This window comes from Thermoleptolyngbya sichuanensis A183 (assembly GCF_013177315.1).
GTDB classification, from domain to species: domain Bacteria; phylum Cyanobacteriota; class Cyanobacteriia; order Elainellales; family Elainellaceae; genus Thermoleptolyngbya; species Thermoleptolyngbya sichuanensis.
The window spans coordinates 3,060,700-3,075,610 of record NZ_CP053661.1 but is presented as its reverse complement, the minus strand read 5'-3'; the positions used below and the strand labels follow the sequence as shown (position 1 = coordinate 3,075,610).

Below are 14,911 nucleotides of genomic sequence, written 5' to 3'. Positions count from 1 at the left end.
CTTTGGACGAACAGCATCCTGATGAAACCAGTTCCTCAGGATGGAACACGTCCTTCGGGCTGCTGTTCTAGCTGTTCTGGAGTATGTTCTACACTGCCAGAACGGTGCTATCGAGTGCCCACGGGCGCACCCGGACGCGCACCACCCGGCGCGGGTTGCTGCATTGCGCCGCCGATCAGCCGCTGGAGTTCGTCGGGGCGAGAGGTTTTCGACATAGCCGATTCAAACGAGATTGTGCCCGCTTTGTATAGGTCAGCCAGCACCTTCTCCAGCGTGACCATGCCCAGTTTGCCGCCCGTTTGAATAGCGGAATAGATTTGGGCGGTTTTGCCTTCGCGAATCAGGTTGGCGATCGCCGGAGTAACGACCATGATTTCCTGTGCCATCGCTCGCCCAAATTCACCGGGCTTCGGATTCTTCTTAGGCACCAGCGTTTGGCTAAACACTGCCACCAGCGAGTTGGAAAGCTGCACCCGCACCTGCTGTTGACGCTCAGCCGGGAACACGTCGATCATCCGGTCAACGGTCTGGGAAGCAGAACTGGTATGCAGTGTTCCCATCACGAGGTGTCCAGTTTCGGCCGCCGAGATCGCCAGTGAAATCGTCTCCAGGTCCCGCATCTCGCCCACCAGAATCACGTCTGGGTCTTCCCGTAGAGCCGCCTTCAGCGCGTTTGCAAAGCTCTTGGTGTCTTCCCCAAGCTGCCGCTGGTGGATCAAGCTTTTAACAGGTTCATAGACAAATTCAATGGGGTCTTCCACAGTCAGAATGTGTTCTGCACGGGTGCGGTTGATCAGGTCGATGATGGCCGCCAGCGTCGTGGTTTTTCCGGAACCCGTCGGCCCCGTCACCAGGATCAGTCCTCTGGGCTTTTCCGCCATTTCGCGCACCACGTCCGGCAGACCTAGCTTCTCGAAGCTAGGAATTTTGGAACTCAGCGCCCGCAAACAGGCGGCGTAGGTGCCCCGATCTTTGTACACGTTCACCCGGAAGCGGGCCAGACCTTTCACACCGTAGGAGCAGTCCAGTTCCCAGTTTTGCTCCAGGTTCTTTCGCTGGGTGTTGTTAAGCATACTGAAGATCAGCCGCTGGCATTGCTCCGAGGTCATCGGCTCGTCGTTGATGGGGGCGAGGTGGCCATTGATGCGGAAGTAGGGCGGCAATCCAGCCGACAGGTGCATATCCGACCCGCCCATCTCAATCAGTTGCTCCATCAAGTCTTCGATCATCAATTCCATGTGGGTGGCTCCTTCTATGCAGGGTTGTACTTAAGTTGTACTTAGTAAGACAAGTTGGGAACAGCTAGCGCTTAGGGCAAGTAGCACTTAGGGCAAACAGCGGCGCTAATCCTGGAAGCGGGGGGTAGTGCAATAGGGACAATCTAGCCATTCGGGGCGTAGCTCAGCAGCACAGTTGCGGCAAGTCAGCGAACTCTTGCGCTTGGCTTTGAGTTCCGCCTCCAATCCCGTATCGGTAAAGGTGACGCGCTCTACCTCTTCAAGCGTTGTGCTGCCCTCGCGCACCAGGTTTAGGCTATAGGCCAGCAAGGTCTTCATGCCCTCGTCTACTGCCACTTCCTTGATTCGCTCGGTGGGTGCGCCTTCAGTAATGAGAGTCTGGATTTGCTCCGTTACACGCATGACTTCGTATACCCCGCAGCGTCCTTTGTAGCCACTGCCCTTGCAGGTGGGGCAGAGGGTGTTTTGGGCGCGGGCGGACTGAATTTCGTCAGGTGACAGTTCGTTGGCCTTATAGAAGGTCACTTCTGCTTCGCGAGAAGCCGACAGGCCAAAGCGGGCCAGTTCTTCGGGGCTAGGGCTGTAGGGAATACGGCAGTCGGGGCAGACGCGGCGCATGAGGCGCTGAGCCAGCACGCCAATCAGCGAACTAGACACCATAAAGGACTCTACGCCCATTTCTTCGAGACGGGCGATCGCACTCGCAGCGTCATTCGTGTGCAGCGTTGTCAGCACCAGGTGTCCCGTCAGTGCCGCCTCGATCGCCGTCTTCGCCGTCTCCTTATCCCGAGTCTCACCCACCAGAATCACGTCCGGGTCTTGCCGCAGAAAGGCTCGCAGAATCGAGGCAAAGTCCATCCCTTTTTCGCGGATCACCTGCACCTGGGTAATCCCCGGTAGGGAGTATTCAATCGGGTCTTCGGCAGTGCTGATGTTCACGCCGGGACTATTGCGCTCCGCCAGGGCAGAATAGAGCGTTGTCGTTTTACCCGATCCAGTCGGCCCCGTCACCAGGATCAGACCAAAGGGACGCGATACCATTTCCTGCACAATTTGCAGCGTTTCTGGGTCGGTGATCAGTTTGTCCAGCCCCAGCTGAGTAGCGGAGTTGTCGAGAATCCGCAGCACCACCTTTTCGCCGTAGCGACTGGGCAACGTGTTCACCCGGAAGTCCACCTTGCGCCCGTCAAAAATCCGGCGAATGCGCCCGTCCTGGGGCATCCGGCGTTCGGCAATGTCTAGATCAGCAATGATTTTGAAGCGAGCGGTGACCGCCGGAACGATTTTCTTGGGCAGCGGCTCCAGTCCCTCCCGCAGCACGCCGTCTTTGCGAAAGCGAATGCGGAGATGTTCTTCCTGCGGCTCGATGTGGATATCGGAAACCCCTTCCTGAAGCGCCTTCACCAGAATTTTGTTGACCAAGGCGATCACAGGGGCCGCGTCGGCATCCTGAAGGGCAGCATCCAAGTTGGCTTCGATATCGTCGGGTGGTTCCTCCAGATCGAGGTAATCCAGCCCTTCAAGATCTGCCTTCACATCCACCTTGGACTGAAATTCGAGCTGCTTCTGGCGTTCGACCTGCTCATCTAGATATTGGGAGATGATCCGCTGATAGTCTTCAACCGTGATCACCATCCGCATTAGCCCCAGACCCTGCGGACGCAGAATGCGGTTGAGGTCGTCTTGTGCAGCCAGATCATCGGGATCGACCATTGCGATCAGCACTGCGGGCGGTTCGCTTTCGGTGCGCGACAGAGGCACAAGGCGATAGCGACGGCACAGATCGACGGGAATGAGACTATCGATGAGTTGCCCAACCTGGGCAGTCGAAATTTCGTTGATCTCCGGATCGAGGGATTCAACTCCGTAGAGAATTTTAAGTTCAAAAAGCTGTTGCTTCTTATATTGGCGCAGCAGGTCAGGCGGCAACTGCTGACCTGTAATCATCTCCAACACATCCGTCAGCGGTCGCCCTGTTTTGCGGCTTTCCACCAGGGCTTGCTGCATTTGGTCGTTGTTGACGTAGCCCGCCTGGATGAGCTTGTTGCTGAAGGGCGAAAAATTATGCTGGACAACAAGGGCACGACGTTGGGATGAAGAGTTAGCCATAGCTGCTGCTGAGAGGTTTATAGCCTGTATAGAGTATTGTCCCAGCGCTAATGCCAGAGGGTGTCTGGGGCTGCTGGAGGAAGCAAGAGTGAACCTGCGGTTTACAAGTTCTAAAGCTGGGTTATGGGAACTGGATTATGAAAGGCAAATTGGGCATTCCGAACGTTGGCTGGAGAGCCTGACTGGATTCGTTACGACGGGCGATCGCCAGATTCACCCATTGCCTATAACCCGTCTGAACAAATGCCCTGAACGAGCGTGGACTATCACGAATGCCTCCAGTATTCCCCACATAGGTCAATAAACTATCGTCGTTAGGGTACTCTGGATTAGGTAGCTGATGGGCTGGTGAATCGATGCATTCTGTATAGCACAGCCCAGACTCATCCGTTACACAAACTGAGATAAACGGTTCAGACCTGATGGTTTGCCCGTTTGGTTGAGTTGTATAGGTACGGGCGATCGCTCTGATGTTTCTGATATTAGGGATATTGGGAATAAGAGATATTTCGTCTGTCGCGTCAGAATTCTTAAAACCTGAGGCACAATACATAAAAAGTAGAAGCGTTGCAAGAGTACATCAAGAAGAAGGGCGACGAAGGGTTAATTTCAGAAAGAAGATGAGTAGGCTAAGAAGCCAGGTTCTACAACAGGCTCGATTTCAGACTCTTGATTGAAAGCTTCCGAAGGGGCTGCTCAAGGCTCGACCCCGAAGCAACAGCCCCTTCGACTCAGATTTTGTCCAGTTCACAAAACGACATCCGTTAGGCAAGCATGATCGAAGAAGAGAAGCAACCGATGGAGGGTGATGACGTGTCCGCTGAAAGCAATGGCGTGGAAAGCGAAGTCATGAATACCGAAGCAGTCGATCCGTCTGCCTCGACGGTCGAAGCATCGACTGAGCCTCAGGTGGAGGTCGTCGCGGAGGTTCCCAGCGGAGATTCTTCGGCGCTCGTCGATGAGCTAAATCAAAAAGTGGCGACGCTAGAACAGCAGCTTGAAGAGTGGACAAATCACTGCAAGCGGATTGCGGCGGATTTTGAGAACTTCCGCAAGCGCACCCAAAAGGAGAAGGAAGACCTAGAGCAGCAAATTAAGTGCAAAACCGTTGAAGAACTGCTGCCTGTCGTCGATAACTTTGAACGAGCGCGATCGCAGATCAAGCCCCAGGGCGACGAAGGCATGGCGATTCACAAAAGCTATCAGGGAGTCTACAAAGATCTGGTAGAACGGCTCAAGCGCATCGGCGTTTCTCCAATGCGCTCTGAGGGCAAAGAGTTTGACCCAAACCTGCACGAAGCCGTCATGCGGGAGCCGTCCGAAGAATACGCTGAGGGCACGGTTATCGAAGAACTAGTGCGGGGCTATATGCTGGGCGATCGCGTCTTGCGCCATGCAATGGTCAAGGTTGCCGCCGCTGTCGAGCCTTCCGACGACAGCAGCAGCGCCGACACGTCATCTGAGGGATAAAACCAGACCAAGACTCCGCTCAAGAATCTTCTAGCTGACCACTGTGTATAACTGATGTGGATAGCTGACCATTGTGTAGTAGACGAACTGTGTGAGAGGTGAGCGCTTTTCAACAATCGTCCTGAGCGACTCAATTAAACCTGACTAAGCCAAGAGGTCTTTAGCAAAATCCAGGTAGACTCGCTCCAAAAACTCAGCCTGAAAAGCCCACCATTCGGCAAATCTCCTGTTTTTTGCGGAGCCTCTAGAAATATTTTTAAGCGCGACTGATTAAATTCCCGAACAATTGCGGAATACTTGCTAAGAGTTGAATCAGCTTCTGGTCTCCGACTCATTCACTTGAAATCTGATAGCCGCTACTAGCTAAATTATGGGAAAAGTCATTGGCATCGACCTGGGCACAACGAATAGCTGTGTTGCTGTCCTGGAGGGCGGTCAACCCGTTGTCATTTCCAGCTCAGAGGGAGGACGCACCACTCCTAGCATTGTTGGTTTTGGCAAGAACGGTGAGCGGCTCATAGGGCAGCTCGCCAAGCGTCAGGCTGTGACCAATGCCGAAAACACCATTTTCAGCATTAAACGGTTTATCGGGCGACGCTGGGACGACACAACCGACGAGCAAAGCCGAGTCCCCTACACCTGCGTCCGGGGGAAAGATGACACGGTAGACGTGCAAATTCGCGGACGTTCCTACACACCCCAGGAAATTTCCGCCATGATCCTGCAAAAGCTGAAGCAGGACGCTGAAAACTATTTAGGAGAACCAGTCACCCAGGCGGTTATCACCGTACCGGCCTACTTTACAGATGCCCAGCGCCAGGCCACCAAAGATGCAGGCACTATTGCAGGGCTAGAAGTGCTGCGGATTATCAACGAGCCAACTGCTGCGGCTCTATCCTATGGATTGGACAAACAGGATCAGGAACAAAGCGTGCTGGTGTTTGACCTGGGCGGCGGGACGTTTGATGTGTCCGTGCTGCAACTCGGTGACGGTGTGTTTGAGGTGAAATCCACCTCTGGCAACAACCACCTGGGCGGCGATGACTTTGACAATGTGCTGGTTCAGTGGCTCATGTCTAGCTTCCAGCAGCAAGAAGGGATCGACCTCTCTAGCGACAAGATGGCGCTACAACGCTTGCGCGAAGCTGCGGAGAAAGCCAAGATCGAGCTTTCGAGTATGCTCACGACGACCATCAACCTACCGTTCATTACAGCCGACGAAACTGGGCCAAAGCACCTGGAAATGGAGCTGACCCGCGCCAAGTTTGAAGAACTGGTGAATGATCTGGTCGAAAGCACGCTTGAACCTGTCGAGCAGGCGCTGAAGGATTGCGGACTGAGCGCGGATGATTTAGACCGCATTTTGCTGGTAGGCGGCTCTACTCGGATTCCAGCAGTTCAAGAAGCCATCAAGAAGTATTTCAACGGCAAAGCTCCCGATCGCTCTGTCAACCCCGATGAGGCGGTTGCACTGGGTGCGGCAATTCAAGCAGGCGTTTTGGGTGGTGAGGTGAAAGACCTGCTGCTGCTGGACGTAACCCCACTCTCGCTGGGGATTGAAACACTCGGCGGCGTGTTTACTCGCATCATCGAGCGCAACACCACAGTTCCCACTAGCAAAACCCAGACCTTCTCCACAGCAACCGATGGACAGACCTCGGTCGAGATCCATGTTCTGCAAGGGGAACGGGCGATGGTGAAGGACAACAAGAGCCTTGGGAAGTTCCAACTGACGGGGATTCCGCCTGCCCCACGTGGCGTACCGCAGATCGAGGTGTCCTTTGAAATCGATGCAGACGGTATTCTGCAAGTCAGCGCCCGCGACAAGGGCACAGGTCGGGCGCAAACGATCCGTATCACCAACACAGGCGGACTCAGCGAGTCTGAAGTGGAACGGATGCGGATGGAGGCAGACCTCTATGCCGAAGAAGATCAGAACCGTCGTCTGCTAGTGGAATATCGCAACCAGGCCGATATCCTGTTCAGCAATTATTGAGACGACGCTTCGCGAGAATGGCGACTTGATTCCCGAAGCGTATAAAGCAGAGGCTGCTGAAAAAGTGGCAGAACTGCGAGCGGCGGTCGCCGATCGGACGCTGGATGTAGACACCATGAAGGCTCGCTTGGATGCGCTCCAACATGCCCTGTTTGCAATTGGTTCGGCGATGTATCAACAAGCTATGCATCATGGATCAGATGCGAACGGCAACTATGCAGGCTATGGCAGTGACCCAGACGGCTATGACGATCCCACGGTTGCCTGGCCCAACGGCAGTGGAGAACCGGAACTTACAGAAGCAGTCAACGGAGACGACTTCAGCTTCGAGACAGACGAAACCGTGACGGCTGACTACGAGGCCGTGGATTAGGACAGCGAATCGCGTATTCCCGCTTGAGGGGCATTGGTTGCGCTGCACGTCTCAGGGGCGTTGACTCCCGAAAGTCTCTGGTTTGCCAATTTCTCCGGGTTGGCAGAGGCTTCAAAGGCTAGCCGCTGCTACATGGGGGGATTGGTTCGGTAATGCCCACTTCAATGACAGGGTGCGATCGCAAACAATTCGTTACGATGTAGGATGTGGGGAATTGGGTGGCCGAATCGCCTGTTTGTACGGCGCTGACCTGTTTCCCCGACTCTATTCACGCCAAATTACTCAACCCCCAGCAGCGTTCTATGGCCCGTGACTACTACGACATTCTGGGTGTCTCTCGCGATGCCGACAAAGAGGAGCTAAAGCAAGCCTATCGACGGCTTGCCCGCAAGTATCACCCCGATGTCAACAAAGAGGAAGGCGCTGAAGAACGTTTCAAAGAAATTAACCGCGCCTACGAAGTGCTTTCAGAGCCAGAAACTCGCGCCCGCTACGATCGCTTTGGTGAGGCAGGCGTTGGCTCTGCGGCTGGCGCAGGCTATCAAGACTTTACCGATTTAGGCGGCTTTGCAGATCTATTCGAGAGCTTCTTTGGAAACTTTGCGGGTGCGGCTCCAGGTCAGCAGGCCCGTCGTCGCAGTGGACCCACCCGTGGCGAAGACCTGCGCCTTGACCTGAAGCTAGACTTTCGTGAGGCCATCTTTGGCGGCGAAAAGGAAATTCGCATCAGTCACCTAGAAACCTGCACCAACTGTAGCGGATCGGGCGCAAAGCCGGGGACACGCCCCAAAACCTGCACAACCTGCGGCGGCGCAGGGCAGGTGCGGCGGGCCACCCGAACTCCCTTTGGCAGCTTTACTCAGGTGTCTACCTGCCCCACCTGCAACGGCAGTGGGCAGATGATCGAAGAAAAGTGCGACGTGTGTGGCGGCAGCGGACAGAAACAGGAAGCCAAAAAGCTCAAAATTACGATTCCCGCTGGCGTGGACAATGGGACGCGGCTCCGCATTTCTTCTGAGGGAGATGCAGGAATGCGGGGTGGCCCACCGGGCGATCTTTACGTTTTTCTGTTTGTCAACGACGACGCGGAATTCCAGCGGGACGGCATTAACATTTTGTCGAACCTGAAGATTAGCTACCTGCAAGCGATTCTTGGCTCGAAGTTAGAGGTAAATACGGTCGATGGGCCCGTGGAAACCATTGTTCCGCCCGGAACCCAGCCCGGAACGGTGATTACGCTTGAGAATCGCGGCGTGCCTCGTTTGGGAAACCCCACTAGCCGGGGCGATCATCTGATTACGGTTCAGGTTGATATTCCCACTCGCGTTTCGGCAGAGGAACGGAAGCTGCTGGAGGAGCTTGCCAAGCTGCGGGGCGATCGCATCGGCAAGGGCGGCATGGGCTTCCTGGACAATCTGTTTCACAAGTCTTGAGCAGGATGCATGACGGAATCTTCCCCAGTCCCAGATATCCAGCTTGACCTGCGCGGCACGCCCTGTCCGCTAAATTTTGTGCGAACCAAGCTGCGTCTAGAAAAAATGCCTGCTGGGTCGCTCCTAGAAGTGTGGCTTGATCCAGGAGAGCCGATGGAGCAGGTGCCCGATAGCTTGCGAATGGAAGGATACCCGATCGAGCAAGTGCAGGAGCGACAAAGCGGAGACGGCGCTTATTTTGCCCTTAGTATTCGCCGTCCCTAGTTATAGGTGCAGAGTTATGGGTGCAGATTGCCAGCCCCAGTCGCTCGTTGAGGCCACGGTTCAGCAGGTGGGGTCGCAACGGATCACGGGTACAGTGCTGGCGGTGCAGGCTAATTACTACTTTGTGCGGCTGGACCCAGGCTGCTATCCGCCAAACACCGGGGATATGCTGCTATGTACCCGGCGATCGCGCCTGCGAAAAATCGGGCAGCAGGTTTGGGTGGGCGATCGCGTCGAAGTTGAAGAACCCGATTGGGCCGGGCAGCGAGGGGCGATCGCCCAAGTGTTTCCTCGTCGCTCCGAACTGGATCGTCCGCCCATTGCCAATGCCGATCAGATTTTGCTGGTGTTTGCCCTGGCAGAACCCGCACTCGATCCCTTCCAACTCAGCCATTTTTTGGTCAAGGCCGAATCCACAGGGCTATCGGTGTGCCTGTGTTTGAATAAATGCGACCTGCTGACGGAGGTAGAACTGGTGGCGTGGGGCGATCGCCTGCGACAGTGGGGCTATTTGCCGCTGATGATTAGCGTGCGCGAAAATATTGGGCTAGACAAACTTGCCCCTGACCTGGCAAAACAAATCACCGTCGTCTCTGGCCCATCTGGCGTCGGCAAATCCAGCCTGCTAAACGCGCTGATTCCAGCGGTCAATCTGCGTGTGGGGGAAGTCTCCGGCAAACTCCAGCGGGGCCGCCACACCACGCGCCACGTCGAACTGTTTGAGTTGCCAGCGGGCGGGCTGCTGGCCGATAGTCCTGGGTTCAATCAGCCCGATCTAGACTGCACTCCGGGGGAGCTGGCCCACTACTTCCCAGAAGCCCGCCAGCGAATGGCGCAAGCCGCCTGCCAGTTTAGCAACTGCCTGCATCGGGAAGAGCCAGACTGCGCCGTTCGGGGCGACTGGGAGCGCTATGAACACTATCGGATTTTTCTAGAAGAGGCGATCGCCCGTCAAGAGGCCCAGGAACGCACCCGCCATACCGAAGCCACCACCAAACAAAAAAGTCGCCAAGACGGCCAGACCGAAATCGAGCCAAAGCTAGAGCGCAAGAAGTATCGCCAGCCCTCACGGCGAGTTGAGAAACAGCGTCTCAAGAACTGGGATGCAGATGGTGCAGATATAGATGTAGACTAGCCGAACTCTGAGAAATCCAAGACAAACGTATACGCCAAGACTTTCGCGATAAAGGCGACTTTAGGACATCTTATTGCAAAAAATTAGAGGCGATTTGCAGGCGCTAACCGTTTAACCCCTCATTTCGTTCCAGGACTTACGCACTTGCGATAAGCTCTTTGGGTTTTGGACAATTTCTCGCGGGCTGCGCCCGCGAGAAATTGTCCAACTGCGTAAGTCCTGTCTTCGTTAAGTTCGCGTTAGTATGCGTTTGCTCTGCTGAGAAATCCCCAGCGATTTGGTAACCGCAAGACTAGCCACGAGCCTGCGTGCTGAAAGCGATTGCCAAGTACTTAACATGCCTAACATAAAACTATTTCTTGGATGCATATTAAAATGGTTGACTTAAAGATAAGTTTTGTAAAGAAAAGTTCAGCATAAAATCGTAGAGTCAACCTCTAAACCGCTTAAACTTTTATGTTAATTCTGCAATCATTGTTGGGAAACCTGAAGAAATAATAAGCCGTGTTCAGCCAAACACAGCATGAAACCTGACAAGCCTCTATGGAGAATACTGCAAAGCGTTGCCAGGACTCCCATGAGATAGCGAACCCTGAGTCCTGGTTAACCTAAAGGTCTATCGACTGAGCCTACGCCTAGTCTTGCCTATCCGGCAGTGAATCTAGTGTCCGTCTACTTGCTGTAACAGATGATGACGTGGAGGGTGATGAAATGTTGAATAATGACTAATATCTTATCGATCAGCTATAGTTCCTAACAATTGTTTCTCTGTTGGTTCCTCTAATGCACTGTTCTATTCTGTAAAGTCGATTCCGTTAGACTCACAGCTACCCTGACTGCCTGACACATCTCTGGAAACCCCTGATTTCTCGTAGGGGACGCTGGCCCAAAAGCTCCTCTGACCAAGCCCTCCGGCTCCAACTCAGGAGCTATGGGCTTCGATCCCAAGACAACGAATTTTCTGGGCTTTCGGGACTTGTGTCAGGCAACCAGCACAGCTACCTTCTCGAAATCTCCTCATCAGCTTGTATTGGTTTCTATGCTTATTGCCCCTGTTTATCTTGCATGAGTCCTAAAAGCGCTGACTCAAAAGCCCTGACTCATAGATCTAATCTGCGGCTGATAAACTCATAGAAAAGACCATTTGAGGCAGTTTCAATAAGCAATCAGGGGCTTCTAGAGGTAGGGTATGCAAACCGGCAATTTTTTCTCAAACACGCTATTCTATGAACCAACAACAACTAGAACAACTGCGAGCCTACTGTAGTAGCGATGCTGCTTTTGAGCAACTCCGGCAAAATCTATTGAATTGGGCAGATATTTCTAAGGCGGAACAACAGAAAGCACTGTTTCGAGTAATTACAAAAATTCGCGAATCCTTAGATCTAAACACAATTTTTAAGACGGCCGCAATTGAGGTTCGCCGCCTTCTAAGTGCAGATCGTGTCGCTCTTTTTTGCTTTGAACCTAATTCTGGTTGGAATGATGGCGAGTTTTTAGCAGAAGATGTTGCCCCTGAGTTTAAATCAGTCTTATTAGAAAAGGTTCACGATCACTGCTTTGGTGAGCGATACGCAATTGATTATCACAAAGGACGAATACAAGCCGTTAGTGATGTTCGATCTGCAGGTCTGAAAGAGTGTCATATTGAGATTTTAAGTCACTTTCAAATTTGCGCCAATTTGGTTGTACCAATAATAAAAGAAGAAACACTTTGGGGTCTACTTTGCGTTCATCAATGCTCAGGTTCTCGCACCTGGACATCTGACGAAATCGAGTTTGCCAAGCAGGTTTCTACACATCTTGGTGTCGCACTTCAGCAAGCCAGTTTACTGGACAAAGTACGCTTTCAGTCAGAGCAGCAGAAAGCCTTATTTAAGGTGGTTTCTCGAATTCGAGAGCCAATGGATTTGGCAACTATTTTTAGAACGGCTGCAACTGAATCTAGACAGTTGCTTGGGGCTGATCGAGTTGCAATTTTTCGATTTGCGCCTGATTCTAACTGGAATGATGGAGAGTTTGTATCAGAGAGTGTTGGGCAGGGCTATGCATCAGTCTTAGCGGAAAAGGTTCAGGATCACTGTTTTGGCGATCGCTACTCTGATGCTTACCATCAGGGACAATTTCAGGCAGTTGCTGATATTTATTCAGCAGGTCTTCAAGCGTGTCATATTGACGTACTGTCACGCTTTCAAATCCGTGCCAATTTGGTTTTACCGCTTTTGCAAGGAAGTTATCTGTGGGGCTTATTGTGTGTTCATCAATGTGCTGAACCGCGCTTCTGGGAAGCGGAAGAAATTGAATTTGCTAGGCAGATTGCAGCCCAGCTTAGTGTCGCGCTAAAGCAGGCAGAACTACTGGCTCAAGCTCAACAGCAATCTGTGGAAACTGCGGCTGCATTAGATCATCTCAAAAAAGCACAAACCCAGTTGATTCAAAGTGAAAAAATGTCAAGCTTGGGGCAGCTTGTAGCTGGGGTTGCCCATGAAATTAATAATCCTGTTAACTTCATTCACGGCAATATAAGCTACGCTCGCCGCTATGCCCACGACCTCATGGAGTTAGTTAAACTTTACCAAAAGCATTATCCAGAACCTGTTAACGCAGTGGGCGATCGCGCTGAAGAGATTGATCTGAATTTTCTGATAGAAGACTTCCCTCGAATTTTAGCTTCTATGCAAGTTGGGGCTGAGCGAATTCGCAGTATTGTGTTATCCCTTCGGAATTTCTCACGGCTGGATGAAGCGGAGATGAAAGTAGTGGACTTACACGAAGGACTAGAAAGCACACTCCTCATTCTGCAATATCGCTTGAAACCCAAGTCGGTTTCTAACCCTGCGAACAATATTCAGTTGATTAAAGAGTACGGACAGTTGCCGCTAGTTGAGTGCTATCCTAGCCAGCTCAATCAAGTATTTATGAATTTGCTCAGCAATGCCATTGATGCCCTAGAGGAGCAGATTGGAGCAAGAGAAAAGGCAATTCAAGAAGGAATGAGTAGTGACGTCGATAGTCTGCGCCAACCCACCATTACCATCCGAACCAAACTGTGCGATCCCAGACCGTGCGATCAATGCGATCAACTGCACGAACACCATCCCCTTAAGGGCGATCGCCCCCAGTACGTTTGCATTTGCATCGCCGACAACGGCCCTGGGGTTCCTGAAAAACTACAACCCAAACTATTCGATCCCTTTTTCACCACCAAGCCTATCGGAAAAGGTACAGGGCTAGGACTCTCAATTAGTCAGCAAATTGTCTGCGAACGTCATCATGGCACGCTGCAATGCATCTCGCAGCCTGATACGGGTACAGAATTTCACATAAGAATTCCGATTCATCAGCACAAGGTCATGCAGGAGAATCTCAAACCCTCAGGCGCACTGAACCAAGCAGAACAGTAGCTATGGAGCCATCACCATTTACCCCAACGTCCACAGCAGCCCGACCCAAGAGTTTCAAACGGAATAACCTTTGAATTTGAAGCTTAATCCCTGATTGCCTGACACATCTCTGGAAGCCCTTGATTTCTCCTAAGGGGACGGTGACCCAAAAGCCCCCCCTTAACCAAGCCCTCTGGCTCCAATTTAGGGGTTATGGGTTTCGATTCCAAGACAACACAGTTTCTGGGCTTTCGGGACATGTGCCAGGCAATCAGGCTCAATCCTCGAATATAAGCGTCGTGGAACAAATCCTAAGCCACTGAACCCTGCTATGGCGACTCACCCTGAGTGACTTACCTTAATAATCCGCATCTTCCTCGTATTCCACGACCTTTTGCCGTTCGGGAATATTCAACTGCGGTGCGCGATAGGGCTGGGGGTTGTCGTCATCCTCCCACACGTCGTCCAGTTCTTCTTTCATCGGAGGTTCATAGGCATCGGCATCTTCATAAGCCTCTGCATACTGTTGGCGACGGGGCGGATCGTTCCAGTTATCTTCCGGCTCATCGCGGTAGAGCGGCTCTGGCTGGCGCTGACGCAGCGGCTCCTGGATCGGGCGGCGGGGTTCTTCCCACGTATCGTCATCCCAGGTCGATTCGCGGGCAGGCGCACGCATCGGCTGAGGCGCAGGGGTACGCACACCCGTCGGCAACTGGTTAGACGTAGACACCGGCATAATGTAGTCTTCTTCGTCGCGCTCCCACGGCGGACGACCAATGCCGATGCGCTCCAAAAAGCCCACGCTAAGCTGCGACATCTTTTGCTCCGCGCCCTCAAACACAATCAGGCGATCGGGGCCGCTGCTCACCACCTCTTCGATCGACAGTTCGTAGGTGCTAACCACCTGATCGGGAATAAAGGGAAACCCAATCGAGGCGATCACAATAGACTCAAGCTGACCATTTTCGACGTTGAACCGGAAGCCCCGCACCTTGCCCAGCAGTTCTCCCGTCTCAGTGATCACTTCGCTGTTGATCAGGCTGCTATATGCTTCTGTGTCAACTTCATCCTCTACCGCAGAGTCGTCATCGACTAAAATCACGTCGCCGATCTGGCGAATGTTCGCAAGATACATCATCTGCTGCGTGCCAGACACCACGCCCGATAGGATGCTTTCCCGCAAACCGATGGCAACCACCTCGCGGCGATCGACATCCACCCAAAGCTGGCTCACGACACCCAGGCGCTTGCCGGTGTCGCGGGTGATGATTTGCGTTCCAAGGAGGTCTGAGCGTTGGCGGATTTGTTCAGATGTCATTGTCGAGTCCTAACCTCGAACTGGTTGAAATAGTTCGATTGAAATATGAATACAGTAGATACGGTCAGATATCAATACTAAGCCAATCTTAACCAAACTCGAACGTTTGGTAAGTCTGTCTTGAGTTCGGAAAGCCGCCCTTGGGGGTAATGGGGCAAGAGACGGAAAAAACGAAAAGTGAAAAACGAAAAA

8 protein-coding genes and 1 pseudogene are annotated in these 14,911 nt (G+C 52.8%); 6 read left to right on the top strand and 3 right to left on the bottom strand.

The genetic code is table 11. The features are described from left to right. Positions 1-107: 107 nt before the first annotated feature. Both HPC62_RS12830 and HPC62_RS12825 read right to left on the bottom strand, forming a co-directional pair. Positions 108-1,238: a type IV pilus twitching motility protein PilT gene (locus tag HPC62_RS12830; protein WP_172356240.1), complete on the bottom strand. Its 1,131-nt coding sequence runs from the start codon at positions 1,236-1,238 to the stop codon at positions 108-110. A gap of 105 nt (positions 1,239-1,343) precedes the next feature. Next, positions 1,344-3,347, bottom strand: a complete 2,004-nt coding sequence (locus tag HPC62_RS12825) for a GspE/PulE family protein (RefSeq protein WP_172356238.1) — start codon at positions 3,345-3,347, stop codon at positions 1,344-1,346. Between the two features lie 774 nt (positions 3,348-4,121). Here HPC62_RS12825 and grpE point away from each other — a divergent pair. From grpE to HPC62_RS12790, 6 genes and pseudogenes are all read left to right on the top strand, one after another. After that, positions 4,122-4,817 carry a nucleotide exchange factor GrpE gene (gene grpE, locus HPC62_RS12820; RefSeq protein WP_172356236.1) on the top strand — a complete coding sequence of 232 codons (696 nt, stop codon included), beginning with the start codon at positions 4,122-4,124 and terminating at the stop codon, positions 4,815-4,817. A gap of 370 nt (positions 4,818-5,187) precedes the next feature. Beyond that, positions 5,188-7,186, top strand: a pseudogene (dnaK, locus tag HPC62_RS12815) (molecular chaperone DnaK). A gap of 302 nt (positions 7,187-7,488) precedes the next feature. Beyond that, positions 7,489-8,619, top strand: coding sequence for a molecular chaperone DnaJ (gene dnaJ, locus HPC62_RS12805; RefSeq protein WP_172356232.1), 1,131 nt, complete (start codon positions 7,489-7,491; stop codon positions 8,617-8,619). Between the two features lie 9 nt (positions 8,620-8,628). Further along, entirely contained in the window at positions 8,629-8,883 is a 255-nt protein-coding gene (locus HPC62_RS12800) for a sulfurtransferase TusA family protein (protein ID WP_172356230.1), read from the top strand. Positions 8,884-8,899: 16 nt separating this feature from the next. Continuing rightward, complete coding sequence (rsgA, locus tag HPC62_RS12795; protein ID WP_172356228.1) at positions 8,900-10,018, top strand: small ribosomal subunit biogenesis GTPase RsgA; 1,119 nt, start codon at positions 8,900-8,902, stop codon at positions 10,016-10,018. Between the two features lie 1,226 nt (positions 10,019-11,244). Continuing rightward, complete coding sequence (locus HPC62_RS12790; RefSeq protein WP_172356226.1) at positions 11,245-13,422, top strand: GAF domain-containing sensor histidine kinase; 2,178 nt, start codon at positions 11,245-11,247, stop codon at positions 13,420-13,422. Positions 13,423-13,759: 337 nt separating this feature from the next. Here the strand turns inward: HPC62_RS12790 and HPC62_RS12785 are convergent, their stop codons facing one another. After that, the gene (locus HPC62_RS12785) at positions 13,760-14,719 is read right to left on the bottom strand and encodes a PRC-barrel domain-containing protein (RefSeq protein ID WP_172356224.1); all 960 of its coding nucleotides are present in this window, start codon (positions 14,717-14,719) and stop codon (positions 13,760-13,762) included. Between the last annotated feature and the right edge of the window lie 192 nt (positions 14,720-14,911).

Bases quoted from the DNA above. Each gene is read 5' to 3' on its own strand.
- HPC62_RS12830 (WP_172356240.1), bottom strand. From the start codon at position 1,238: ATGGAATTGATGATCGAAGACTTGATGGAGCAACTGATTGAGATGGGC.
- rsgA (WP_172356228.1), top strand. From the start codon at position 8,900: ATGGGTGCAGATTGCCAGCCCCAGTCGCTCGTTGAGGCCACGGTTCAG.
- dnaJ (WP_172356232.1), top strand. From the start codon at position 7,489: ATGGCCCGTGACTACTACGACATTCTGGGTGTCTCTCGCGATGCCGAC.
- HPC62_RS12790 (WP_172356226.1), top strand. From the start codon at position 11,245: ATGAACCAACAACAACTAGAACAACTGCGAGCCTACTGTAGTAGCGAT.
- HPC62_RS12785 (WP_172356224.1), bottom strand. From the start codon at position 14,719: ATGACATCTGAACAAATCCGCCAACGCTCAGACCTCCTTGGAACGCAA.
- HPC62_RS12800 (WP_172356230.1), top strand. From the start codon at position 8,629: ATGACGGAATCTTCCCCAGTCCCAGATATCCAGCTTGACCTGCGCGGC.
- grpE (WP_172356236.1), top strand. From the start codon at position 4,122: ATGATCGAAGAAGAGAAGCAACCGATGGAGGGTGATGACGTGTCCGCT.
- HPC62_RS12825 (WP_172356238.1), bottom strand. From the start codon at position 3,347: ATGGCTAACTCTTCATCCCAACGTCGTGCCCTTGTTGTCCAGCATAAT.